At 56.6% G+C, this 22,539-nt stretch carries 21 protein-coding genes and 1 pseudogene; 6 read left to right on the forward strand and 16 right to left on the reverse strand.

Annotation, left to right across the window (positions count from 1 at the left end):
* Nucleotides 1-98 precede the first annotated feature (98 nt).
* Complete coding sequence (rne, locus tag VSR74_RS04275) at nucleotides 99-3,287, forward strand: ribonuclease E (protein WP_347793557.1); 3,189 nt, start codon at nucleotides 99-101, stop codon at nucleotides 3,285-3,287.
* Between the two features lie 42 nt (nucleotides 3,288-3,329).
* Here the strand turns inward: rne and VSR74_RS04280 are convergent, their stop codons facing one another.
* Nucleotides 3,330-4,259, reverse strand: a complete 930-nt coding sequence (locus VSR74_RS04280; protein WP_347793558.1) for a LysR family transcriptional regulator — start codon at nucleotides 4,257-4,259, stop codon at nucleotides 3,330-3,332.
* A 109-nt stretch (nucleotides 4,260-4,368) separates the two neighbouring features.
* On the opposite strand from VSR74_RS04280, the gene VSR74_RS04285 reads away from it, so the two are divergent.
* Complete coding sequence (locus VSR74_RS04285) at nucleotides 4,369-5,568, forward strand: MFS transporter (RefSeq protein ID WP_347793559.1); 1,200 nt, start codon at nucleotides 4,369-4,371, stop codon at nucleotides 5,566-5,568.
* 33 nt (nucleotides 5,569-5,601) lie between these two features.
* Here VSR74_RS04285 and flgL read toward each other — a convergent pair whose 3' ends face one another.
* From flgL to flgB, 11 genes are all read right to left on the reverse strand, one after another.
* Complete coding sequence (flgL, locus tag VSR74_RS04290) at nucleotides 5,602-6,537, reverse strand: flagellar hook-associated protein FlgL (protein ID WP_347793560.1); 936 nt, start codon at nucleotides 6,535-6,537, stop codon at nucleotides 5,602-5,604.
* A 15-nt stretch (nucleotides 6,538-6,552) separates the two neighbouring features.
* Complete coding sequence (gene flgK, locus VSR74_RS04295; RefSeq protein WP_347793561.1) at nucleotides 6,553-8,193, reverse strand: flagellar hook-associated protein FlgK; 1,641 nt, start codon at nucleotides 8,191-8,193, stop codon at nucleotides 6,553-6,555.
* A 73-nt stretch (nucleotides 8,194-8,266) separates the two neighbouring features.
* Entirely contained in the window at nucleotides 8,267-9,214 is a 948-nt protein-coding gene (gene flgJ / locus VSR74_RS04300; protein ID WP_347793562.1) for a flagellar assembly peptidoglycan hydrolase FlgJ, read from the reverse strand.
* Complete coding sequence (locus VSR74_RS04305; RefSeq protein ID WP_347793563.1) at nucleotides 9,214-10,311, reverse strand: flagellar basal body P-ring protein FlgI; 1,098 nt, start codon at nucleotides 10,309-10,311, stop codon at nucleotides 9,214-9,216. The genes flgJ and VSR74_RS04305 overlap by 1 nt, the downstream gene beginning before the upstream one ends.
* A gap of 11 nt (nucleotides 10,312-10,322) precedes the next feature.
* Nucleotides 10,323-11,021: a flagellar basal body L-ring protein FlgH gene (flgH, locus tag VSR74_RS04310; protein ID WP_347793564.1), complete on the reverse strand. Its 699-nt coding sequence runs from the start codon at nucleotides 11,019-11,021 to the stop codon at nucleotides 10,323-10,325.
* Between the two features lie 62 nt (nucleotides 11,022-11,083).
* Nucleotides 11,084-11,866, reverse strand: a complete 783-nt coding sequence (gene flgG, locus VSR74_RS04315; RefSeq protein ID WP_347793565.1) for a flagellar basal-body rod protein FlgG — start codon at nucleotides 11,864-11,866, stop codon at nucleotides 11,084-11,086.
* Between the two features lie 8 nt (nucleotides 11,867-11,874).
* A complete protein-coding gene (locus VSR74_RS04320) occupies nucleotides 11,875-12,630 on the reverse strand; it encodes a flagellar basal body rod protein FlgF (RefSeq protein ID WP_347793566.1) in 756 nt (251 codons plus the stop codon).
* An 18-nt stretch (nucleotides 12,631-12,648) separates the two neighbouring features.
* Nucleotides 12,649-13,902 carry a flagellar hook protein FlgE gene (flgE, locus tag VSR74_RS04325; RefSeq protein ID WP_347793567.1) on the reverse strand — a complete coding sequence of 418 codons (1,254 nt, stop codon included), beginning with the start codon at nucleotides 13,900-13,902 and terminating at the stop codon, nucleotides 12,649-12,651.
* Nucleotides 13,903-13,916: 14 nt separating this feature from the next.
* On the reverse strand, nucleotides 13,917-14,609 hold the full coding sequence (gene flgD, locus VSR74_RS04330) for a flagellar hook assembly protein FlgD (protein ID WP_347793568.1): 693 nt from the start codon (nucleotides 14,607-14,609) through the stop codon (nucleotides 13,917-13,919).
* 11 nt (nucleotides 14,610-14,620) lie between these two features.
* Complete coding sequence (flgC, locus tag VSR74_RS04335; RefSeq protein WP_347793569.1) at nucleotides 14,621-15,025, reverse strand: flagellar basal body rod protein FlgC; 405 nt, start codon at nucleotides 15,023-15,025, stop codon at nucleotides 14,621-14,623.
* A 3-nt stretch (nucleotides 15,026-15,028) separates the two neighbouring features.
* Nucleotides 15,029-15,445, reverse strand: coding sequence for a flagellar basal body rod protein FlgB (gene flgB, locus VSR74_RS04340; protein WP_347793570.1), 417 nt, complete (start codon nucleotides 15,443-15,445; stop codon nucleotides 15,029-15,031).
* Nucleotides 15,446-15,602: 157 nt separating this feature from the next.
* On the opposite strand from flgB, the gene flgA reads away from it, so the two are divergent.
* From flgA to flgN, 3 genes are all read left to right on the forward strand, one after another.
* Entirely contained in the window at nucleotides 15,603-16,262 is a 660-nt protein-coding gene (gene flgA, locus VSR74_RS04345; RefSeq protein ID WP_347793571.1) for a flagellar basal body P-ring formation chaperone FlgA, read from the forward strand.
* A 93-nt stretch (nucleotides 16,263-16,355) separates the two neighbouring features.
* Nucleotides 16,356-16,649 (forward strand): flagellar biosynthesis anti-sigma factor FlgM, encoded by a 294-nt coding sequence (gene flgM, locus VSR74_RS04350; protein ID WP_347793572.1) that lies wholly within the window; start codon nucleotides 16,356-16,358, stop codon nucleotides 16,647-16,649.
* Between the two features lie 4 nt (nucleotides 16,650-16,653).
* Nucleotides 16,654-17,079, forward strand: coding sequence for a flagella biosynthesis chaperone FlgN (gene flgN / locus VSR74_RS04355; protein ID WP_347793573.1), 426 nt, complete (start codon nucleotides 16,654-16,656; stop codon nucleotides 17,077-17,079).
* Nucleotides 17,080-17,125: 46 nt separating this feature from the next.
* Here the strand turns inward: flgN and murJ are convergent, their stop codons facing one another.
* The 4 genes from murJ to rimJ form a co-directional block, all read right to left on the reverse strand.
* Nucleotides 17,126-18,661 (reverse strand): murein biosynthesis integral membrane protein MurJ, encoded by a 1,536-nt coding sequence (murJ, locus tag VSR74_RS04360; protein ID WP_347793574.1) that lies wholly within the window; start codon nucleotides 18,659-18,661, stop codon nucleotides 17,126-17,128.
* 142 nt (nucleotides 18,662-18,803) lie between these two features.
* Nucleotides 18,804-19,727: a Gfo/Idh/MocA family protein gene (locus tag VSR74_RS04365; RefSeq protein ID WP_347793575.1), complete on the reverse strand. Its 924-nt coding sequence runs from the start codon at nucleotides 19,725-19,727 to the stop codon at nucleotides 18,804-18,806.
* A gap of 2 nt (nucleotides 19,728-19,729) precedes the next feature.
* Nucleotides 19,730-20,377 carry a YceH family protein gene (locus VSR74_RS04370; RefSeq protein ID WP_347793576.1) on the reverse strand — a complete coding sequence of 216 codons (648 nt, stop codon included), beginning with the start codon at nucleotides 20,375-20,377 and terminating at the stop codon, nucleotides 19,730-19,732.
* Nucleotides 20,378-20,386: 9 nt separating this feature from the next.
* On the reverse strand, nucleotides 20,387-20,971 hold the full coding sequence (gene rimJ / locus VSR74_RS04375; protein ID WP_347793577.1) for a ribosomal protein S5-alanine N-acetyltransferase: 585 nt from the start codon (nucleotides 20,969-20,971) through the stop codon (nucleotides 20,387-20,389).
* Nucleotides 20,972-21,202: 231 nt separating this feature from the next.
* Between rimJ and mdtH the strand changes: the two are divergent.
* Nucleotides 21,203-22,411, forward strand: a pseudogene (gene mdtH, locus VSR74_RS04380) (multidrug efflux MFS transporter MdtH).
* The last annotated feature ends 128 nt before the right edge of the window (nucleotides 22,412-22,539 follow it).

Raw genomic sequence — 22,539 nt, forward strand, 5'->3', positions numbered from 1 at the left:
TGGCGACGTGAACAGTCACGAGGCCATCGGTTTACCCCGGAAAGGTATCACTCTGCTCGCAGCTTAGTCGTCAATGTAAGAATAATGAGTAAGTTACGATGAAAAGAATGTTAATCAACGCAACTCAGCAGGAAGAGTTGCGTGTCGCCCTCGTTGATGGGCAGCGTCTGTATGACCTGGATATCGAAAGCCCGGGTCATGAACAGAAAAAAGCGAACATCTACAAAGGCAAAATTACCCGTATTGAACCGAGTCTTGAAGCCGCATTTGTTGACTATGGCGCTGAACGTCACGGTTTCCTCCCCCTCAAAGAAATTGCCCGCGAATATTTTCCTGCTAACTACAGCGCACATGGCCGTCCGAATATCAAAGACGTGCTGCGTGAAGGCCAGGAAGTCATCGTCCAGATCGATAAAGAAGAACGCGGCAATAAAGGCGCTGCGCTGACCACCTTTATCAGTCTGGCAGGCAGCTATTTAGTGCTGATGCCGAACAACCCGCGCGCGGGCGGCATCTCTCGCCGTATCGAAGGTGACGATCGCACTGAACTGAAAGAAGCGCTGGCAAGCCTTGAACTTCCGGATGGCATGGGGCTTATCGTTCGCACCGCGGGTGTCGGCAAATCCGCCGAAGCCCTGCAGTGGGATTTAAGCTTCCGTCTGAAACACTGGGAAGCCATTAAGAAAGCCGCTGAAAGCCGCCCTGCTCCGTTCCTGATCCACCAGGAAAGCAACGTGATTGTGCGTGCCTTCCGCGATTACCTGCGCCAGGACATCGGCGAAATCCTGATCGACAACCCGAAAGTGCTTGAGCTGGCTCGCCAGCATATCTCCGCGCTGGGTCGTCCGGATTTCAGCAGCAAAATCAAACTGTACACCGGTGAAATCCCGCTGTTCAGCCATTACCAAATCGAATCGCAGATCGAATCCGCATTCCAGCGTGAAGTGCGTCTGCCGTCCGGCGGCTCTATCGTTATCGATAGCACCGAAGCATTGACCGCCATCGATATCAACTCCGCGCGTGCAACCCGCGGCGGCGATATCGAAGAAACCGCGTTCAACACCAACCTTGAAGCCGCCGATGAAATCGCCCGCCAGTTACGTCTGCGTGACCTGGGTGGTCTGATCGTTATCGACTTCATCGATATGACGCCGGTACGCCACCAGCGCGCGGTGGAAAACCGTCTGCGCGAAGCGGTGCGCCAGGATCGTGCGCGTATCCAGATTAGCCACATCTCACGCTTTGGTCTGCTCGAAATGTCGCGTCAGCGTCTGAGCCCGTCACTGGGTGAATCCAGCCATCACGTCTGCCCGCGCTGTTCCGGTACGGGTACCGTGCGTGACAACGAGTCCATGGCACTCTCTATTCTGCGTCTGATTGAAGAAGAAGCGCTGAAAGAGAACACCAAAGAAGTTCACGCCATCGTCCCTGTGCCGATTGCGTCTTACCTGCTGAACGAAAAACGCGCCGCTGTGAGCGCCATCGAAACCCGCCAGGGTGGCGATGTTCGCTGCATCATCGTGCCGAACGATCAAATGGAAACGCCGCATTATCACGTTCTGCGCGTGCGCAAAGGCGAAGAGACCTCAACCCTGAGCTATCTGCTGCCGAAACTGCACGAAGAAGAGATGGCGCTGCCGTCTGAAGATGAGCCTGCCGAGCGTAAACTGCCTGAGCAACCGGCTCTGGCTACCTTCGTGATGCCGGAAGTACCAGAACCTACCGCTGAAAAACCGGCGGTGGCAAAACCTGCGGTTGCGAAAGCTGAAGCGACTAAAACGCCGGCCGAACCGGGTCTGCTCTCTCGCTTCTTCGGCGCACTGAAAAATCTGTTTGCCGGCAGCGAAGAGAAAGTCGCTGAGCCGCAGCAGCCAGAACCAAAAGAAGAGAAACCTGCTCGTTCTCAGGAGCGTCGCAAGCCGCGTCAAAACAATCGTCGTGACCGTAACGATCGCAACGACCGTGGAGACCGCAACGAGCGTCGTGACAACAATCGCGGCGATAACGAAAACCGCGAGCCGCGTGAAGGCCGTGAAGACAACCGTCGTAATCGTCGCGAGAAGCCGCAGCAAAATGCGGAAAACCGCGACAACCGTCAGCAGAACATCGCTGAAGATAGCGACAAAGCACCGAAGTCCCGCGACGAGCAGCAGCCGCGCCGTGAACGTAATCGTCGTCGCAACAACGACGAAAAACGTCAGGCACAGCAGGAAGCCAAACCACAGGTTCGCGAAGAAGCGTTGACCGCAGACAGTGCTCAGGAAGAACGTGTTCAGACGATGCCGCGCCGTAAGCAGCGTCAACTGACGCAGAAAATCCGCATTGAAACCGCGGAAGAGACTTTTGCGCGTGAAACCTTCGAAGACGACATCCAGCCGGAAGCGTCAGCGCCGCGCACGGAAGTGGCGAAAGTCGATCTGCCGGCCGTGGTAGAAACTGCCCCAGCTCAGGCTGAGCAGGATGATAACGGCGAAGCGCGTGATGCAGCGGGTATGCCGCGTCGTTCACGCCGCTCCCCACGCCATCTGCGCGTGAGCGGTCAGCGTCGTCGTCGCTATCGTGATGAGCGTTACCCGACTCAGTCGCCAATGCCGCTGACCGTCGCCTGCGCTTCACCAGAAATGGCATCAGGCAAAGTGTGGATCCGCTACCCGGTCGCACGTCCGCAGGAGCAGGTTGCAGAAGAGCAGCGCGAACAGGATGTTGCTGTTCAGGCTGTCGCGACTGAAGCCGTTGAGCAGGCCGTCGCACCGGTTGCCGCCGCTGAGCCAGCCGTTGTTGAAACACCGGTTGAAGACGTTGCCGTTGTTGAACCGGTTGTCGCACCCGTCGCCGATATTGCTGAGCCCGTTGTTGAAACGACTCACCCTGAGGTGATTGCCGCACCAGTAACCGAGCAACCGCAAATTATTGCCGAAGAAGACAAGGTTGTGGCGCAGGAAGTTGCTGAAGAGGTGCAGCCTGCCGTCGTGGAAGAAGTTGCGGCTGAAGAAGTCGTCGCTGAAACCGCAGCACCGGTAGAAGAACCAAAAGCGGCAGTTGTTGAAGCGGCTCCGGTTGTTGAAACAGCTCCGGCGCCAGTGGCCGAACCGGTGGTGAAAACCGCGGCTCACCACGCCAGTGCCCCTATGACGCGCGCACCAGCACCAGAGTATGTGCCGGAAGCGCCGCGCCATAGCGACTGGGTTCGCCCGGCATTCGACTTTGATGGCCGTGGCTCTGCCGGTGGTCACAGTGCCACCCACCAGGCTTCAGCGGAACCCACTCGTCCGCAGTCTGTTGAGTAACTGACACTCTGCAAACAAAACCGGCCCTCGTGGCCGGTTTTTTTATACCTTTCCCGGAAGCTGCATTCCGGCGATTTTGGGCATCACCTCGCGCATCAGATCGAGAAACTTGCGTAGCCGGGTGGGATAATACCGGGCCCACGGATAAACCAGATGCACCGGTAGCGGCGCCGCCCGCCACTGCGGCAGCAGTTCAATCAATCGCCCTTTCGCCACATCCTCTTCCACCGTCCAGCTTGAGACGATCGCCACCCCTAACCCGGCGAGTGCGGCATTTTTTGCGACATAAAGGCTATCGGTACTCAAACGCGGCACCAGCGAAAATGTCTCATTCTCCCCCGCGCAGCGTAAGGTGACATCGTGCTGATAGAAGGTGCTGATGGCAATCCACGGCAGTGAGGAGAGCATTTGGGGATGGGTTATTTCCGGATATTGCGCCAATAACTCAGGCGCAGCAACGGTACAACGCGGTACTTCCGCCAGCAGCACGGAAACCGTCGCCGGGTCGACCTCCGCCCCCACGCGGATCGCGCAGTCGATATGGTCACTCATAAAATCGACGTTTTTATCATTCAGCATCCACTCGACCGATAGCTGAGAATGCTGACGCAAAAAGCCGAGCAGCGGCATCAACAGTTGCTCCTGACCAAACGCGTGGGGCGCGCGAACCCGTAACGTCCCTACCGGCTGATCGTCCGTAAGCTGAAGCTCATCCTCCAGCGCCAGCCAGGCATCCACCACCTGCCGCGCATGCTGATAGCAGCGTTCACCATCATCGGTCAGTTTCATCGCATGGGTGGAACGCAAAATCAGTTTTGCCCCCAGCAGCGCCTCCAGCGATTGCAAACGACGGCTGATGGTCGCCTGCGTAGTTTCAAGCTGACGTGCCGCTGCCGACAACGAACCGGACTCCACGATCCGAATAAAGGTTCGCATCAGTTCAACCCGGTCTATACGCTCCTGCTTCTTCATTAACCACTTACCTATACGTTATACGTATAACTGTTTTACCACTACGTTGAGTACCACGCCAGCGCACTTCAGGAGAAAATAGCGCCATCGCAAACTTGAGGAATTTCTGATGAAAACACAGGCTAATGCTGGCTGGCTAATCTTTATCCTTGCGCTGGGCGCAGGGTTTAGTGTGGCATCCATTTATTACGCGCAGCCGCTGCTGCCGCTGATGGGCGAAACGCTGCATCTCGGCGTTGAAGGGATGGGACTGATTCCGACCCTCACCCAGGCGGGTTACGCACTGGGCATTCTGTTTCTTCTGCCGCTTGGCGATCGCTACGATCGTCGAACCCTCATCCTGCTTAAAAGCGTCCTGCTGACCGTACTTTTGCTCCTGTGCAGCATGACGCAACATTTTCATCCTCTGCTGGTCGTGAGTCTGCTGATTGGCATGGCGGCGACCATGGCGCAGGATATCGTGCCTGCCGCGGCGATCCTTGCGCCTGCCGGGAAACAGGGAAAAATGGTCGGTACCGTAATGACAGGGCTGCTGCTGGGGATTTTATTATCGCGTACCGTCAGCGGCGTGGTGGGTGAGCTTTTTGGCTGGCGATCTGTCTATCAGGCGGCTGCCGTCAGCATTGCGCTGATCGGCCTCGTGATGTGGCGTGTACTGCCGCGCTTTGCCGCACACTCCAGCCTGAGCTATCCGGCGTTGATGATGTCACTGGTGCATTTGTGGCAGCGTTATCCAACATTACGCCGCGCCGCACTGGCGCAAGGGCTACTCTCTATCGCCTTTAGCACATTCTGGTCAACGCTTGCGGTGATGTTACTGGAGCATCATCACATGGGTAGCGCCGTTGCCGGTGGGTTCGGTATTGCAGGTGCCGCCGGTGCGCTGGCGGCACCGCTGGCAGGCGGGCTGGCGGATAAAATCGGCGCAGAAAAAGTCACTCAACTGGGTGCGGTGCTGGTGACACTCTCCTTTGCGCTGATGTTCATTCTGCCCGCACTGCCGCCGATGGCGCAACTGGCGCTCATTGCCCTCTCCGCCGTAGGTTTCGACCTCGGCCTGCAATCAAGCCTGGTAGCGCATCAGAACCTTGTTTACAGCCTTGAACCCCAGGCGCGTGGTCGCCTCAACGCCCTTCTGTTTACCGTGGTGTTTATCGGGATGGCGCTGGGCTCTGTGCTGGGCAGTCAGCTTTATGCGCTGGCGGGTTGGGAAGGTGTTGTGGCTCTGGCGACAATCTCCGGTGCGGCAGCGTGGGGGGTGCGGGTAGTTGAAACCCGTCGCCTGCAACGGACGTCATTATCCGTGTGAAAATAGCGGAGGCGGTTAGCCCGCCTCCGGTTTTTATTTGTTCAACTGAAACAACGACATTCCCTGCATATCACTAAATGCTTTATATGACGCCTGCAACGCCGTTTGTTGCATCACATAATTAGAAATCGTTTCGTTCCAGTCGACATCAACCAGATTACTCATCTGCTGAGTCTGGCTCAGTGCGCGGTCGTCACCCAGCGCATCAAGCTTCTCCAGTTCGTTGAGTTGCGTGCCAAGTTCGGCGCGCACGCTCAGCACGTTATTCAACGCATTGCTCAGGCCGCGGTTGGTCTTGTCGATGGCAGCACTGGCCGTTTCCTGCGTCGCCTCATCATCGCTAACTGGCGTGTTCAACGCAGCAATCGCGCTGTCCAGCATGGTAAACAGATTGCTATCCGTATCGGGCTTCGCGTTGCTGGTCAGGCTGTCAAAAATCTTGTCGCCCGTATGACCAATCACCATTGAGCGCGATGAATCCACCTGCTGCGCCACATTTTCCGAACCACCAACGTACTTACCGTCATCAGTGAACGGTGCCGCATCGGTTTTATAGCCAGCAAAAATATAGCGGCCGTTGCCATCCTGACTGTTGGCAAGGTTCAGTAATTGGTCGCGGATCCCCTGCAAGTCCGTCGCCAGCGAGGCGCGATCGTCGTCACTCAACGTTCCATTCCCTGCATAAACAATTTTTTCCTGCGCCGACTGAATCGCTGTCGTCACCTGCGCCAGCGTGTTCTCTTCCATCGACACACGCTGCGTTGCAAAGGTGCGGGCGGTCGCGAACTGAGTGTTCTGCGCCTGAGCCTGCGAGAGCACCACCGCCTGCGAGGCGGCGACGGGGTCATCGGATGCCCGATTCACGCGCTTACCCGTAGACATCTGCTCTCCATACTTCAGCCACTCCGACTGGGAGCTGGTGATCCCGCGCATATTCTGCTGATACATCATCAGGGTACTGACACGCATGCGTTATTCCTCTCCTTAGCGAATATTGATCAGGGCGTCAAACAAAGTGCTCGCCGTTTGCAGCACCTGGGCGTTCGCCAGATAGTACTGCTGGAAGAGTTGCAGATTGCCGTACTCTTCGTCGAGGTTCACGCCGGAAATAGATTGTTGCTGATTGCCAAGCTGAGTTACCACATTGCTTTGCGTAGTGCTGCTGGTCTTGAGCGTCGAGGTTTTATTGCCGATATCGCTCACCAGGGCGGCGTAAGCATCGTTGAACGTTTTCGAGCCGCCCACCAGCTTGCCGTTTTGCAGATCCAGCAATGCCTGCCCGTTGCGGTTGTCGCTCTCACCATTTTCTGCATCGTCAATACCCAGAGCGAGCTCTGACTCATCGCTGATGGCGACACTCATATTGACGATCGCATCGCTTACCGGTTTCACCGTAAAGCTATCATTTTCGGCCGGTGTGCCGCTCACCTTAACCGAAAGCCCGGCAAAGTTTAGCGCGCCATCTTTCTCCTGCGCTTTCACCGTGGTGTTATCGGAAAGCCGCGTGACCTGCCACTCGCCATTTTTATAGCTTACCCGGTAGTCCGTCGCCTGAACGCTGGATGCATCCGTCACCTCTGCCGCAAGCGTCGCATTGCCGCTGTTTTTGCTATTCGCCACCACCGAGGGGGAGCCAATAGTGAAAAATGCTTTTCCTTCATCACCATTGGCATCGATACCCTGCGCATGCTGCTGGTTAAACGCATCAGCAAAGGCCAGCGCCATCTGATTCAGGCTATTGCGGGTCTGATCGAGATCCTGCGAGCGGAAAGTCAGCAGCCCTCCCAGCGAGCCCGTATTGAGCAACTTCTCCGGGATTTCGATATTACCCGCGACATTATCGACATAAGCCACGGTAGTACGCGTTGGGTCACTGCTACTCGGCACCGCGGCCAGTTGGCGCGCGTTACTGCCCTGCACCAGCGTATAGCCGTTAGCCATCGTAACGTTGAACGTCCCGCTGTCCTGCACGCTGACTTCCACGCCAACCAGCTTGTTCAGTTCGCTCACTAGCTGGTCGCGTTGATCGAGCAACTCATTGGGAGAAGCTCCCGCTCCCACCCCGGTCAAACGTGAAATTTTATCGTTCAGGCTGGCAATCTGGTTCGCATAGTTATTGATCTGATCAACACTTGTCGCGATAGAAAGGTTCACCTGCTTATCCTGGTTGCGGAGATACTGATCGGCGACTTTAAACTGATTGACCAGACCATCGGCTTTACCGAGCACGGTCTGACGCGCGGCGGGATCTTCAGCGTTGCTCACCAATGTCTGCAAGCTGGAGAAGAAATCCTGAAGCGTGGTGGAAAGGGAGTTGGTGGTGCCGGAGAGCATATCGTCAATTTTCGACATCTGCTCATAACGGGTCGTTAAACCGCTGCTTTGGCTCTGCGCCGTGCGTAGCTGGTTGGTAATAAATGCGTTGTACTCGCGCTGAACGCCAGAGACGTAGACGCCATTGCCAACCCAGCCCCCCGAACCCAATGTACTGTTCGCCGATGCGAGCACCGTAGTCTGGCGGGTATAGCCCGATACATTGTAGCTGGCAATATTATTACTGGTGGTGTTCAGTGCCGACTGCGCTGCACTCAGTCCACTCATGGCGCTATTGATTAAACTGGACATGATCTTCCTTTTATACGTTCAGACACGTGGCCTTCACTCATTATCGGACGCGTCCTCGCAAACTTGAGGTGTATCAGAAGAGATTTTCAATATCATTCCGGTAAGCGCTGCTTACCTTATCGCTCAGTGATTTAAGCTGCTGAATCATATTGGTTAATTTGCGCGCGTACTGCGGGTCGGTGGCATATCCTGCACTCTGTAGCGCCTGCGCGCCCTGCTCCGGCGTAGACGCCGCCGTAACCGCTGCATAGCGCGGGTTGCGACTCAGTAAACCCACATAATCCGACAACGCTTCGAGATACGAACCGTAAACGCGGAATTTGGCTTTTACCTTCTTCGCCTCACCATTTTCATATTCGGTGGTGGTGATTTCCGTCACCGGCCCTTTCCAGTTTGCCGAAGCCTTCACGCCGAACAGGTTATAGCTTGGTTCGCCATTTTCGCGCTTAATCTGTCGCTGACCCCAGCCGGATTCCAGAGCGGCCTGCGCCAGAATCAGGTGGTGCGGGATACCGCTCTGCTCGCTCGCCATCCGTGCGGGCATCGCCAGTTGCGCAAGAAAATCTTTGCTATCGCCAGAGAGCGGCGTATCGCTCCCCGCAGGCGCTTTGGGCAGGGCTTTACGCACCATCCGCGTCAGAGCATCATTCTGATAGCTGGTCGCTGTTTGCAGTTCAAACTTCATCGGTAGCTGGCCCGTTGTGGCGGGCGGTTCTTTCTGTGTCTGCATCTGCTTCACCATCTCTTCGGCCAGCCCCAACCCTTTCCCGGCGGTCATCTGCTGGGCGATTTGCTGGTCATACATGCTGGTGTAGAGCCGGGTCTGGTCACTGCTGAACAGGCCATCTTTTGGCAGCGCCTCACGCATGCTTTTCAGCATCATCTGCACGAACATTCCCTCCACCTGACGGGCGACAGGCCGCAGGTTAGCCTGCGGATCCTGCCCGGCTTTCGCCTTCAGTTCGTTGAGGGATTGCGCATCCCAGGCTGCGCTGGCCGTTAACTTACTGTCACCCAGCATCAGATGATCTCCACTTTCGCCCGCAGGCAACCCGCGCTCTGCATCGATTGCAGAATCGACATCAGCTCCATAGGTGTCGCCCCCAGCGCATTTAGCGCGCGTACCACATTGTTCAGATTGGCGCTCTCCCGCACGCTTTGCAGCGAACCACCGCTCTGACGCAGATCGATTTGGGTTTGCGGCGTCACCACCGTTTGCCCGCCGCCGAACGGGGTATCCGGCTGGCTCACCTGGGCCTGGCGATTCACCGTCACCGAAAGGTTGCCCTGCGCCACGGCACAGGTATCCAGCGTCACTTCGCGGTTCATCACCACCGAACCGGTACGCGAGTTAATAATCACTTTTGCATCCTGTGGCACACCGCCGACCTCCAGATTCTGGATATCCGCCAACAGACGCACCTGGCCGCTACCACCCTGCGGGGCGCGGATCTGTACGGTACGCGCATCCAGCGCCGTAGCATTACCAAAACCGCTGCGGCGGTTAATGGTGTCGGCAATCTGCTGCGCCATCGTGAAATCATCCTGATTAAGCTGGAGATTAATGGTGTTGCCTGCACCAAACTGGGTTGGCAATTCACGCTCGATAGTCGCCCCGCCGGTGATGCGCCCACCGTTAAGCTGGTTAACCTGCACGCTGCTGCCCCCGGCTGACGCGCCGGCACCGCCCACCAGAATATTCCCCTGCGCCAGCGCATAAACCTGGCTATCAACCCCTTTCAGTGGGGTCATCAGCAGCGTGCCGCCGCGCAGGCTTTTGGCGTTCCCCATCGACGACACCACCACATCAATGGTCTGCCCCTGGCGCGCAAAAGCCGGGAACTGCGCTGTGACCATCACCGCCGCCACATTTTTCAATTGCATATTGGTGCCCGCAGGAACGGTGATCCCCAATTGCGAGAGCATGTTATTCAGGCTCTGGGTAGTGAATGGCGTCTGAGTGGTCTGGTCGCCCGTACCATCCAGCCCCACGACCAACCCATAACCGATGAGGGAGTTTTCCCTGACACCCTGTACGCTTGTAAGATCGCGAATGCGATCGGCCTGGGCCAGGGTACTCACCAGAATCAGCGCGACGCTAATCAGGGTTTTAAACATATTCCACCTCATTACATCGGCGATAAATTCAGGAAGAAACGCTGCAACCAGCCCATATTCTGCGCTTCGTTGATATAGCCGTTGCCTACGTATTCGATTCGCGCATCCGCCACCTGGGTGGACGGTACGGTGTTACTGCCGCTGATGGTGCGCGGGTTGACCACGCCCGAGAAGCGGATAAATTCGGTACCCTGATTGATGGCTATCTGTTTTTCTCCCACCACATGCAGGTTGCCGTTTGCCAGCACCTGATCGACCGTGACGGTTAATGTGCCGCTAAAGGTGTTACTGGCATTTGCTCCGCCTTTACCATTAAAGGTATTGCCGCCGGAAGCGTCTACGTCCGCACGGGCATTACCGAATAATCCTTCCAGATAACGCGGCACCACATCGAAGCCGAAATTGGTTTTGCCGTCGCGACTGGCGTTAGCCGACGAGCTTTTGCTGGCGCTGACGTTTTCCTGCAGCACAATAGTGAGCGTATCGCCAATATTGCGCGGGCGACGATCTTCAAACAGCGGCTGATAGCCATAGTTAATTGGCTGTGCGCTCTGGAATATGGAGCCATTCACCACGGGCACCGGGCCGGGGATCGGCTGCGCCGAGGTTGCGCCTTCGACAAGCGGCTTACTGGGGATGAATGCGCACCCGGTCATGGAGAGCACCAGAGCCGTTAAGACCGGATAACGAAACGCTGCGGTTTTTTGCATGGTTTTCATCTTTTGGTTTGCGCCGGATGGCGCTGGGCCATCCGACAAATCCGCCACAACCGTTACAGTTGCGTCAGTTTCTGCAGCATCTGGTCGGTCGTCGACACGGCTTTACTGTTAATTTCGTAAGCGCGCTGCACCTGGATCATGTTGACCAGTTCTTCCGCCACGTTAACGTTCGATGTTTCGACATAACCCTGATAGAGCAACCCCGCACCGTTTAACCCCGGCGTGGTGTCGTTCGGCGCACCGGACGCCTGCGTTTCGACGTACAGGTTCTCACCAATGCTTTCCAGCCCGCTGTCATTCATAAACGTGGTCAGATTGAGCTGCCCCACCTGCACCGGGTTGGTCTGCCCCTGCTGGGTCGCGCTCACCACACCATCGCGGCCAATAGTGATACTCAGGGTATTCGCCGGAATGGTGATCGCCGGTTGCACCTGAAAACCGCCCGCCGTCACCAGTTGGCCATTCTGATCGACCTGGAATGAACCATCGCGGGTATACGCGGAAGTGCCATCCGGCAGCAGCACCTGGAAAAAACCCTGCCCTTTAATTGCCACATCTTTGCTATTGTCGGTCTGCGACAGGTTGCCCTGGCTGTGCAGGCGCTCAGTCGCAACCGGACGCACACCGGTACCAATCTGCAAACCGGACGGTAGCGTGGTTTGCTCAGAGGATTGCGCCCCCGGCTGGCGCACCGTTTGATAGAGAAGATCTTCAAATACCGCACGCTGGCGCTTAAAACCATTGGTACTGACGTTCGCCAGGTTGTTGGCGATAACGTCCATATTGGTCTGCTGCGCATCGAGACCGGTTTTAGCGATCCATAATGAACTGATCATGATTTTCCTTAGCTCATTGACAGCAACTGGTTAGCTCTCTGCGTGTTTTCATCCACGCTACTGATAACCTTCATCTGCATTTCGAATCGGCGGGCGCTGGCAATCATATCGGCCATCGCCGCCACGGGTTTGACGTTACTGCCTTCCAGCACGCCGGACTGCAAACGGATAGACTGATCGGCCTGCAACGCCGGGCCACGGGTGGCTTGCGCTTCTGCGGTCAGACGAAAGACGCCATCATCGCCGCGCACAATTTCCGTGTTATCCGCTTTTACCATTTTCAGCCGTCCCACCTGCGCCACCGTATTCGGCGGATCGCCCGGGTTGAGCGCCGAAATCGTGCCGTCCGCCGCGATGGTGATTTCCGCGCCTTCCGGCACGGTGAGCGGGCCGCCATCGCCCATCACCGGGTTGCCCTGAATGGTCAGTTGCCCGGTTGGCCCTACCTGAATGTTGCCGTTGCGGGTATACCCTTCCGTACCATCGGCGGTTTGCACCGCCAGCCAGCCATCCTGTTGCAGCGCCACGTCCAGCGGGCGTGAGGTGTAGTCGAACTGGCCTGGCGTCATGTCCGCACCAGGCGTAGATGCCGTCACCAGCGTTCGCGTCGGGAGCGACATGCCTTCTACCGGTATCGCGCGCATAGCATTAAGCTGTGCGCGAAACCCTGGCGTTGAACTATTAGCGAGGTTACTGGCCGTGACTGCCTGTTGCTCCATCGTCTGGCTGGCCGCGCCCATCGCCGTGTAGATTGCGTGATCCATAAAGTCGCCTTATCGGGATTAGCGCAGGTTAACCAGCGTGTTGAGGATCTGATCCTGGGTTTTGATGGTCTGCGCATTGGACTGATAGTTACGCTGGGCGACAATCATATTCACCAGCTCTTTGCTCAGATCGACGTTAGAGGCCTCCAGCGCGCCGTTGGTCAGGCTGCCGAAATTACCGCTGCCAGCGGTGCCCAATAACGCAACGCCGGAAGACTGGGTCGCCGACCAGACGTTATCGCCTTCCGATTGCAGGCCTTCGTTGTTAGCAAAGTTCGCCAGCACGATCTGCCCCAGAAGCTGACTCTGTTCGTTGGAGTAGTTACCAACAACCGTACCGTCTTCGTTGATCTGATAGCTCACCAGATCGCCCGGCGCATAGCCATTCTGCGAGGTCGCGACGATATTGTTGGCGCCGGTGTTCTGCTGCATGGAGTTCAGGAAGCTCAGGGTGAAGGAACCCGCGGCGGAACCATTCAATGAATCCACGGCGATAGTGATCTCCGGATTCGCATTAGCAGCCGTAGCCAGCACGCCCGCAGCGTCGTAGTTACGCACTTCGCTCAACGTCCCGTTATCGCTGAAGGTCATCTGCCCCGCTTTCACCGCTTTAGCGCCGGTAACGCTGGAGTCCTGGGTATAGACATCCCACTGGTTGGCATCCGTCTTCACGTAGTAAACGTTCATGTCATGGGCGTTACCCTGGCTGTCGTAAACGGTGACAGTACCCTTTTTGTTGTAGCTGTCAGCATTAGCGGCATCGAACGGCGTAATGGTCGGCACGGCATCCGTGGAGTTCAGGTTGACCTGCATAGCTGAGGTCGTCGTCGCCTTCGCCGACATTAATGAGTTCGGGATAGTGATAGCGACCGGGTTGGCACCCTGCTGAATTGTCGGCGGGGTTCCGGAAGCCGGATACCCGGTCACCTGCAACCCCTGCGTATTCACCAGATTACGGTTGGCATCGAGAGAAAACTGGCCGTTACGGCTGTAGAAAACGGCGCCATTGCTGTCAGTCAGACGGAAAAATCCGTTCTGGCTTATCGCCACATCCAGCGCGCGCCCGGTGCTGGTAGTGGTGCCATCGGTAAAGTCCTGGGTGATCCCGGCGACCTTTACCCCCAGCCCGACTTTAGAGCCCGCAAACATATCGGCAAACGAGGCTGTGCCTGCCTTAAAACCGTAGGTTGCGGAGTTAGCAATGTTGTTGCCGATAACATCGAGATTACTGGACGCGGCATTCAGGCCGCTGACCGCTTGAGAAAAGCCCATGATTCACTCCTGAATTAAATAATCTGACGAACTTCGTCGAGCGTGGTGGTTCCGTATGTCCCCAGATCCAACTGATTACCGCCGCCACTGAGGGTGACACCCTGCACCAGCGCAAACTTCAACGGCTGCGCCACCAGTTGCGTGGTGCCGCTGCTGGCGGTGATGCTAACGTTGTAGGCGCCATCCGCCACGGCTGCGCCATCCGCGCCCGTGCCATCCCAGGTGAAGGTGTGAACGCCAGCCGTCAGCGCGCCGATATCCAGCGTTTTGACGACATTGCCGTTGCTGTCGGTAATGGTGGCCGTCACTTTATCCGCCGCCTGCTCCAGCTCGACGCCAAACGGCGTGGTATCGGTGCCATCGCCATCGCTGTTTTTACCCGCCAGCACCGTGGTGCCTGGGATCATCACGCCATGACCAATCAGGGATGAGGCCTGCAATGATTTACTGCTGTCGATTTGCCCGGAGATGGAGCCCAGCGAGGTATTGAGTTTTTCAATGCCGCTCACGGTGCTGATTTGCGCCAGTTGACTGGTGAGCTGGCTGTTGTCCATCGGGTTGGTGGGATCCTGGTTTTTCAACTGCGCCACCAGCAGCGTCAGAAAGCTGTTCTGTAGATCATCTGCACTGCTGCTGGTCAGAGAACCGCTGCTGGTGGTGGCGCTGGTCGCGCTGGTCGTTTCATTGACGTTCACTGCAATAGACATTGTTCTCTCCGTTATTGGCCCAGCGTCAGGGTTTTGAGCATCATGCTTTTCACGGTGTTCATCACCTCAACGTTCGCCTGATAGCTGCGGGAAGCCGACAGGGTGTTGACCATCTCGCCCACCACATCGACATTTGGCATTCGCACATAACCTTTGGCATCCGCCAGTGGATTGCCCGGCTGATAGACCAGCTTATCGGGCTGCTGGCTTTCGATAACGTCAGCGACTTTTACGCCTCCGGTTGCCGCCCCGGGTTGGGCATCCACCTGAAATACGACCTGCTTTGCACGGTAGGGCTGGCCATCCGGCCCGGTCACGCTGTCGGCGTTCGCCAGGTTGCTGGCCGCTACGTTCAAACGTTTGGACTGCGCTGTCAGCGCTGAGCCCGCGACATCAAAAATATTCAGTAAAGCCATCGATTAATTCCCCTGCTGAAGGACGTTCATCATTCCTTTGATCTGCCCACTCAGCACCGTCAGCCCGGTCTGATACTGCAGGCTGTTATCCGCGAACTGCGTGCGTTCCCGATCCATATCGACGGTGTTGCCATCCAGTGCTGGCTGGTCTGGAATGCGGTAGAGCAGATCGGTCGCGGCTGATGAGAGATTTTGTGCGGGTATGTGGCGTTCAGACGTCAGCGCCAGTGCGACGCCCTGGGTTCCGGCGCGCCCCCGCTCCATCACTTTTTTCATTTCACTGGCAAAATCGATATCGCGCGCCTGGTACCCTGGGGTATCAGCATTGGCGATGTTGGCGGCCAGAATCTCCTGCCGCTCGGCGCGCAGATTCAGGGCTTCCTGTTGAAAACGCAGCGCGGCGTCGAGTTTATCGAGCATGGCTCCTCCGCAGATGGCAAAATTTCAGCCGACAGCTTAATTCGCCCCCCGTGCGCGCTATCGCCGGAATAAGCACTAAATGCGTCGCTATTTGTTCCGTTGATGTCATTGCCAGATGAGTAAAATGTTCACACTACCCTCTCTGACGGAGCCCCTGATGCCTGAGTTCAAAAGCACGCTGGCGGCGTATTTGCTGCTCGCAAGCCCGTTAACCCTGGCGCAGGATCTGCAAAGCCAGCTATCGACTTTTTTTAGTCAACGGCTTGAGGGGTTTAGCGATGAGGTCGTCGTAACATTACGCAGCCCGGCCACCTTGTTGCCCTCCTGCGAGCAACCGGCGCTCAGTACTCCGGGTAATGCGCGGCTGTGGGGCAATCTGAACGTGGTGGCACGTTGCGGTAACGAGAAGCGCTATTTATCCGTGACGGTGCAGGCCAGCGGGAATTACGTGGTGGCTGCCGGGCCGATTACGCGTGGTAGCACGCTTTCCGCGCAATCGGTCACGTTGAAACACGGGCGTCTGGATCAGCTACCGCCGCGCACTCTGCTGGATCTCAATCAGGCGCAGGACGCCGTCAGCCTGCGCGATGTGGCAGCCGGGCAGCCGCTGCAGTTGTCGATGATTCGCCCGTCATGGCGGGTGAAAGCCGGGCAACGGGTACAGGTGATTGCTCGTGGCGAGGGCTTCAGCGTCAACAGTGAAGGACAGGCGCTGAACAATGCCGCCGTCACACAAAATGCCCGCGTGCGAATGCCTTCCGGCCAGGTGGTCAGCGGTGAGGTGAATGCGGATGGGAATATTCTGATTAACTTATAATCTTTATAAAGAAAGTGCGGCGTTTGCCGATAAAGTAATAACAAATGACAATGGCAACCCCGCGCCATCACACGCCCTCAATGAGGAAAGCACATGAGCATTGAACGTACATCGCCTCTGAACCCTGTTAACGCGGTACAGGCTCGCGAACCGAACGATACCCAGTCGCCGAAGGCGCGTCTGGAAAAAAGCGTTGAGATTAACAGCACTAACGTCAAACTGAGTGATGCGCAAACCACGCTTACGCAGTCCGACACCCGCGATATCAATCTGGATCGCGTCGAGGCATTAAAAACCGCCATCCGCAACGGCGAACTGAAGATGGATACGGGTAAAATTGCTGATGCGCTGATCCAGGAAACACAGAATTATCTACAGAGTAACTAACCGCATGAGTCGTCTGCCCGATATTTTGGATCAAATGAGCGCTATCCTGAACTCGCTGAAAGAGGTGATGGATGCTGAACAACAGCAGCTTTCCGCAGGAAGTGTGAACGGCAGTTTGCTGCAGCGGATCACCGAGGATAAAAGTTCACTGCTGGCAGCGCTCGATTATCTTGAGCAGAAGCGGCGGGTGGAACAGGAAGCCCAGCGTTGCGCCAACGACGATGACATCGACGCGCGCTGGCAAAACATTACCCGGAAAACGCAGCAGTTGCGTGACCTTAACCAGCATAACGGCTGGTTGCTGGAAGGCCAGATAGCGCGTAACCAGCAGGCGCTGGACGTACTGAAGCCCTTCCAGGAGACGGGATTATACGGCAAGGATGGGCAAACAGCGGAACAACCGCGCAGCGGCAAGAAATTCACCGTGTAATCACCGGCAGGACGGCGGGAAGCGATTCTCCCGCCGCCGCATCAGTTTACGCCGTCCGGCGTGCAAACTCTTTCACTTTAAAACCTAACACCGCAAGCGTGGCAAAATAGGCGAAAATCCCGACTACCACCACGGCCATCAGGCGCAGCAGACGGAAGAGCATCGAGCCCTGCGACCACTCAGGCATGACGTGCATCATCCCCAGCAATGCGGCCGACATCACCAGCACCGCCACAACCAGACGCACAAGGAATTTGCTCCAGCCCGGCTGTGGAGTGAAGATTTTCTGCTTACGCAGTTGCCAGTACAGCAGGCTGGCATTCAGGCAGGCAGCCAGACCAATCGACAGCGACAGCCCGGCATGCTTCAGTGGGCCGATAAACGCCAGGTTCATCAACTGGGTCATAATCAGCGTCACAATGGCAATCTTCACCGGGGTTTTGATGTCCTGGCGCGAGTAGAAGCCCGGCGCGAGTACTTTGACCACAATCAACCCCATCAGACCGACGGAGTAAGCCACCAGCGCGCGCTGAGTCATCGCCGCATCAAAGGCGGTGAATTTGCCGTACTGGAACAGCGACACCGTGAGCGGTTTGGCGAGAATACCCAGCGCCACGGCGCTCGGCAGCGCCAGCAGGAAGCACAGGCGCAGGCCCCAGTCCATCAGACGGCAATATTCGTCATGGTTGCCACTGGCAAAACTTTTCGACAGCGACGGCAGCAAAATCGTGCCCAGCGCCACGCCCAGCACCCCGGACGGAAACTCCATCAGACGGTCGGCGTAGTACATCCACGACACGGAGCCCGACACCAGGAAGGAAGCAAAAATGGTATTGATGATCAGTGAAATCTGGCTGACGGAAACGCCCAGGATCGCCGGCCCCATCTGTTTAACCACGCGCATCGCCCCCGCATCTTTTAAATTGATGCGCGGCAGCACCAGCATGCCGATTTTCTTCAGGTGCGGCAGTTGATAAGCCAACTGGAGCACACCGCCGACGGTGACCGCCCACGCCAGCGCCAGCACCGGTGGGTTGAAGTACGGCGCGGCAAACAGCGCGAAGCCAATCATGCTGACGTTAAGCAACGTTGGGGCAAAGGCAGGAACGGAGAAACGGTTCCAGGTGTTAAGGATTGCCCCCGCCAGCGAGGCCAGCGAAATCAGCAAAATATAGGGGAAAGTAATCCGCAGCAGTTGCGTGGTGAGATTGAATTTATCCGCCGTATCAGCAAAGCCCGGCGCGGTAACAGTGATGACCCACGGCGCGGCGAGCATCCCGACAACCGTCACCAGCGCCAACGCCAGCGTCAGTAAACCGGAGACATAGGAGACAAAAACGCGGGTGGCATCCTCGCCCTGTTTACTTTTATATTCAGCCAGAATCGGCACAAAAGCCTGAGAAAACGCCCCTTCAGCAAAAATGCGGCGCAGCAGGTTGGGCAGTTTGAAGGCCACAAAGAAGGCATCGGTGGCCATTCCCGCGCCAAATATTCTCGCCACAATGGCATCGCGCGCAAAACCCAGCACACGCGAAAACATGGTCATCGAGCTGACAGCCGCCAGCGATTTTAATAGATTCATTAACGTGTTATTCCACAACCGGAAGCAAAATGCCTGCAACAGCCCGGCGCGATTGCCGGGCTGCGGTTCACAGGCAGGAGCCTGAAGAGGCGTTAGTCTACCGGGTTCGGGATGAATTGCTACTGCCAGATGTTACAGCAGGTTATTCATCATCAGCCTCGCGCCACAGCGCTTCGACGATACGTTGCGCTATCAGCGCCTGCTCACCGGCCGTTTCCGGAACCGTCTGATTTTGCACGCATTCGATAAAGTGACGCGCGCAGCCGGTAAATCCGCGCTGTTCAAGCGTGGTCTGCCAGCCGGGAACCGGGCGGGTGACGACGCCTGCGCCCCGTTCTTCTCGCCATTCACGCATATCAGTCACGTCATACAACGCCCCCTCCGTCACCGCCTGAACCCATTCACGCTGGCTACCCGCGCGGCGGTGCATGCTGGTGGTGACGCTTAGCGTGGGATGGCTGAAGTGATGCTCGGCGTAGAGCATCTCGCCATCGTCCGTAGTCTGCAACGTGCCGCTGCTCAACGTCGTGTTGCCGCCTGCCAGCCACAGCGCGGTGTCGACCACATGCAGATAATCATCCAGCAGGGTGAAATGCAGGTCATGTGGGCCGACGCTGTCGGTGCGGTGTTTATCCATCCGCAGCGATGCCGCGTTGCCCAGTTTGCCTTTCAGCTCGCGGTAAAGCGGCGCAAAACGGCGATTGAAGCCCACCATCAGCGTTAACTTCTTGCGCGCGGCCAATTCAACCAGCCGCTCGGCATCGCTTAGTTTCTCCGCCAGCGGTTTGTCGACGCAGACGTGAACCCCTGCATTCAGCAGTTCGCTGACCACGGCATAGTGCGATGCCGTAGCACTGTGCACAAATACCGCATCACACTGCGCCGCCAGCGAGGCCAGCGAATCGGCATACGGCATGCGGTACGTTTCACAGATTTTCAGCGCTTTCTCTTTCCCAGGCGACCAGGCTGCCTGCAGCGTCCAGTCGGTCGCGGCGCTAAGTACCGGGAGCCACGCTTTCTGCGCGATCCCGCCAAGCCCGACAACACCTACGCGTAATTTTGTCATCGTTATTCCCCGAGATGCGCCAGCAGGGAATCGAGACGCTGTTTTAGCTCTGCGACCTCCCCTTCAAGGGCTTCGACGCGAGCACGTAAATCGTCCTCTGCCGGAGCGACATCGTCCGCGACCTGAGCCAGCACTTCCATTTCACCGCTGAAAAGGTGCATATAGCGGCTTTCGCGTTTACCTGGCTCACGCGGAAGACGCATCACAAACGGGCCATCTTCGCGGGTCGCCAGTCTCTCCAGCGTCGCTTCCACTTCCGCCATATCGCTGAACTCATGCATCCGTTGCGCGCGGCCGCGAAGTTCGCCCGGCGTTTGCGCGCCGCGCAGCAGCAATGTGGTGATCAACGCCACTTCAGCGCTGGAGAGTTTCAGGTCGCCAAATTCCGAATTGCAGAAGCGTTGTTCATATTTGGTCACGCGATTGCCAAAACCGCTCACCGTGCGCAGATAGTGGCGTTTAACCAGTGTATCCAGTAGATCCTGAACCTCAGCGTCGCTGAGTGTCATCACCGGTTCACGGTTTGTTTTCTGGTTACAGGCCGTCACCACGCCGTTGATCGACAGCGGATACTGCTCCGGCGTTGTCACCTGTTTTTCCAGCAGGCAGCCAATCACGCGCGCTTCCAGCGGGGTTAATTCATATTTCATCTTTTCTCCTTAGCGACCGGCTGTCCATTCTTGTGTCGTGAGAGCGGTTAATACGTGGTCACGCCACTCACCATCAATAAGCAGATAGTTTTTGGCATACCCCTCTTTTTCAAACCCCAGCCGCGCCAGCAAATCGCCGCTGCGCTGATTGTGTGGCATGTAATTAGCCATAATGCGATGAATGTGCTGAGTACGTTGCATATAACGAATGGCGCTGGTCAGCGCTTCAAACATCATCCCCTGCCCCTGCCACTTCTGGCCGATGGAATAGCCGAGATAGCAGGCGTGAAATGAACCGCGCACGACGTTGGAGAAATTGGCGACGCCAATGATCTCCTTCTCATCCGGATCCAGCAGCGCAAAGTAGTAAGCACTGCCCTGTTTATGAAATTCATTAATCATCGATAAGCGAGCCTGCCAGCCAGAAGGATAGCAGTGGCTATCGTCACGAATAGGCTCCCAGGGTTTCAAAAACTGCCTGTTTTCTGCGTAATAATCGGCAAGACGCCATGCATCACGGTCATGAACCAGACGCACGACCAGACGATCGGTTGTCAAACGCACTTTTGGTACGTTACTGCGATAGCCAAACATCCCTTACTCCTGTACCTGAATAATAACCCGGGTTAACTCACTATACCTGTCCACAGGGGGTCTGTGAAAACAGCAACATACCTTTTTTCATACCCCGATCGCGATTTCGATAAACAAGCTCAATCAAAGCACCATTTTGATAAAAAAATATTGTCGCTGGCAATATGGGAAAACACGAAGCGACCCGGCAGAATGGAAAGGTTCATCTCTTTTTATTCCCCTGGAGGGGAAATGTCCCGCGTATCGCAGGCACGGAGCCTGGGTAAATATTTCCTTTTAGTCGATAATATGTTGGTTGTGCTGGGCTTTTTTGTGGTCTTTCCGCTGATCTCTATCCGTTTTGTCGATCAGATGGGCTGGGCCGCATTAATGGTCGGGATTGCGCTCGGCTTACGCCAGCTCATCCAGCAAGGGTTAGGTATTTTTGGCGGTGCCATCGCTGACCGTTTCGGCGCAAAACCCATGATTGTTACAGGCATGCTGATGCGCGCGGGCGGTTTCGCTATAATGGCAGTGGCGCACGAACCCTGGGTGCTGTGGCTCTCCTGCTTGCTCTCCGGCCTGGGCGGTACCCTATTCGACCCGCCACGTTCTGCGCTGGTGGTCAAACTTGTGCGCCCGGCACATCGCGGTCGCTTCTTCTCTTTGCTGATGATGCAGGACAGCGCAGGCGCGGTTATCGGCGCGCTGATGGGCAGTTGGCTGCTGCAATATGATTTTCGGTTGGTCTGTAGCGCAGGTGCGGTGCTGTTTATCCTGTGCGCTATTTTCAACGCCTGCTATCTTCCGGCGTGGAAGCTGTCTACGGTCAGAACCCCGGTACGTGAAGGGCTGGCGCAGGTTATGCGCGATAAACGTTTTGTCACCTACGTACTGACGCTGACGGGGTACTATATGCTGGCGGTACAGGTCATGCTGATGCTGCCGATTATGGTCAACGATATCGCAGGCTCGCCTTCCGCCGTCAAATGGATGTACGCCATTGAAGCTGCGCTATCGCTAACCCTGCTCTACCCCATCGCCCGCTGGAGCGAAAAGCGTTTTCGCCTTGAACAGCGCCTGATGGCAGGCCTGCTCATCATGACGCTCGCTATGTTGCCGATTGGCCTGACCACCTCACTTCAGCAGCTTTTCACGCTGATTTGTACCTTCTACATCGGCTCAATTATTGCCGAACCCGCGCGGGAAACGCTGAGTGCGCACCTCGCCAACGCGCGAGCGCGTGGTAGCTACATGGGCTTTAGCCGCCTGGGGCTCGCCTTTGGCGGCGCACTTGGCTATACCGGCGGCGGCTAGCTGTTTGATAGCGGCAAAGCGCTAAATCAACCCGAACTTCCCTGGGCTATGCTTGGGATCATCGGGCTGATTACATTTATCGCCCTGTGGTGGCAATTCAGCCCAAAACGTGCCGCTTCCGGCATGCTTGAACCGCGTCTCTAGGCCTGCGAATTTCGCAGGCCATCAGTAAAATCTCATCTCAGTAACAAAGAGTTGGCACTTTAAGTATTTTCCGCTGTCATAATCACGATGGAAAGCGCAAGCTGCCTGAGAACAGGATGACAGCACAG

It is taken from the genome of Pseudocitrobacter cyperus, assembly GCF_039889165.1.
Classification (GTDB): domain Bacteria; phylum Pseudomonadota; class Gammaproteobacteria; order Enterobacterales; family Enterobacteriaceae; genus Pseudocitrobacter; species Pseudocitrobacter cyperus.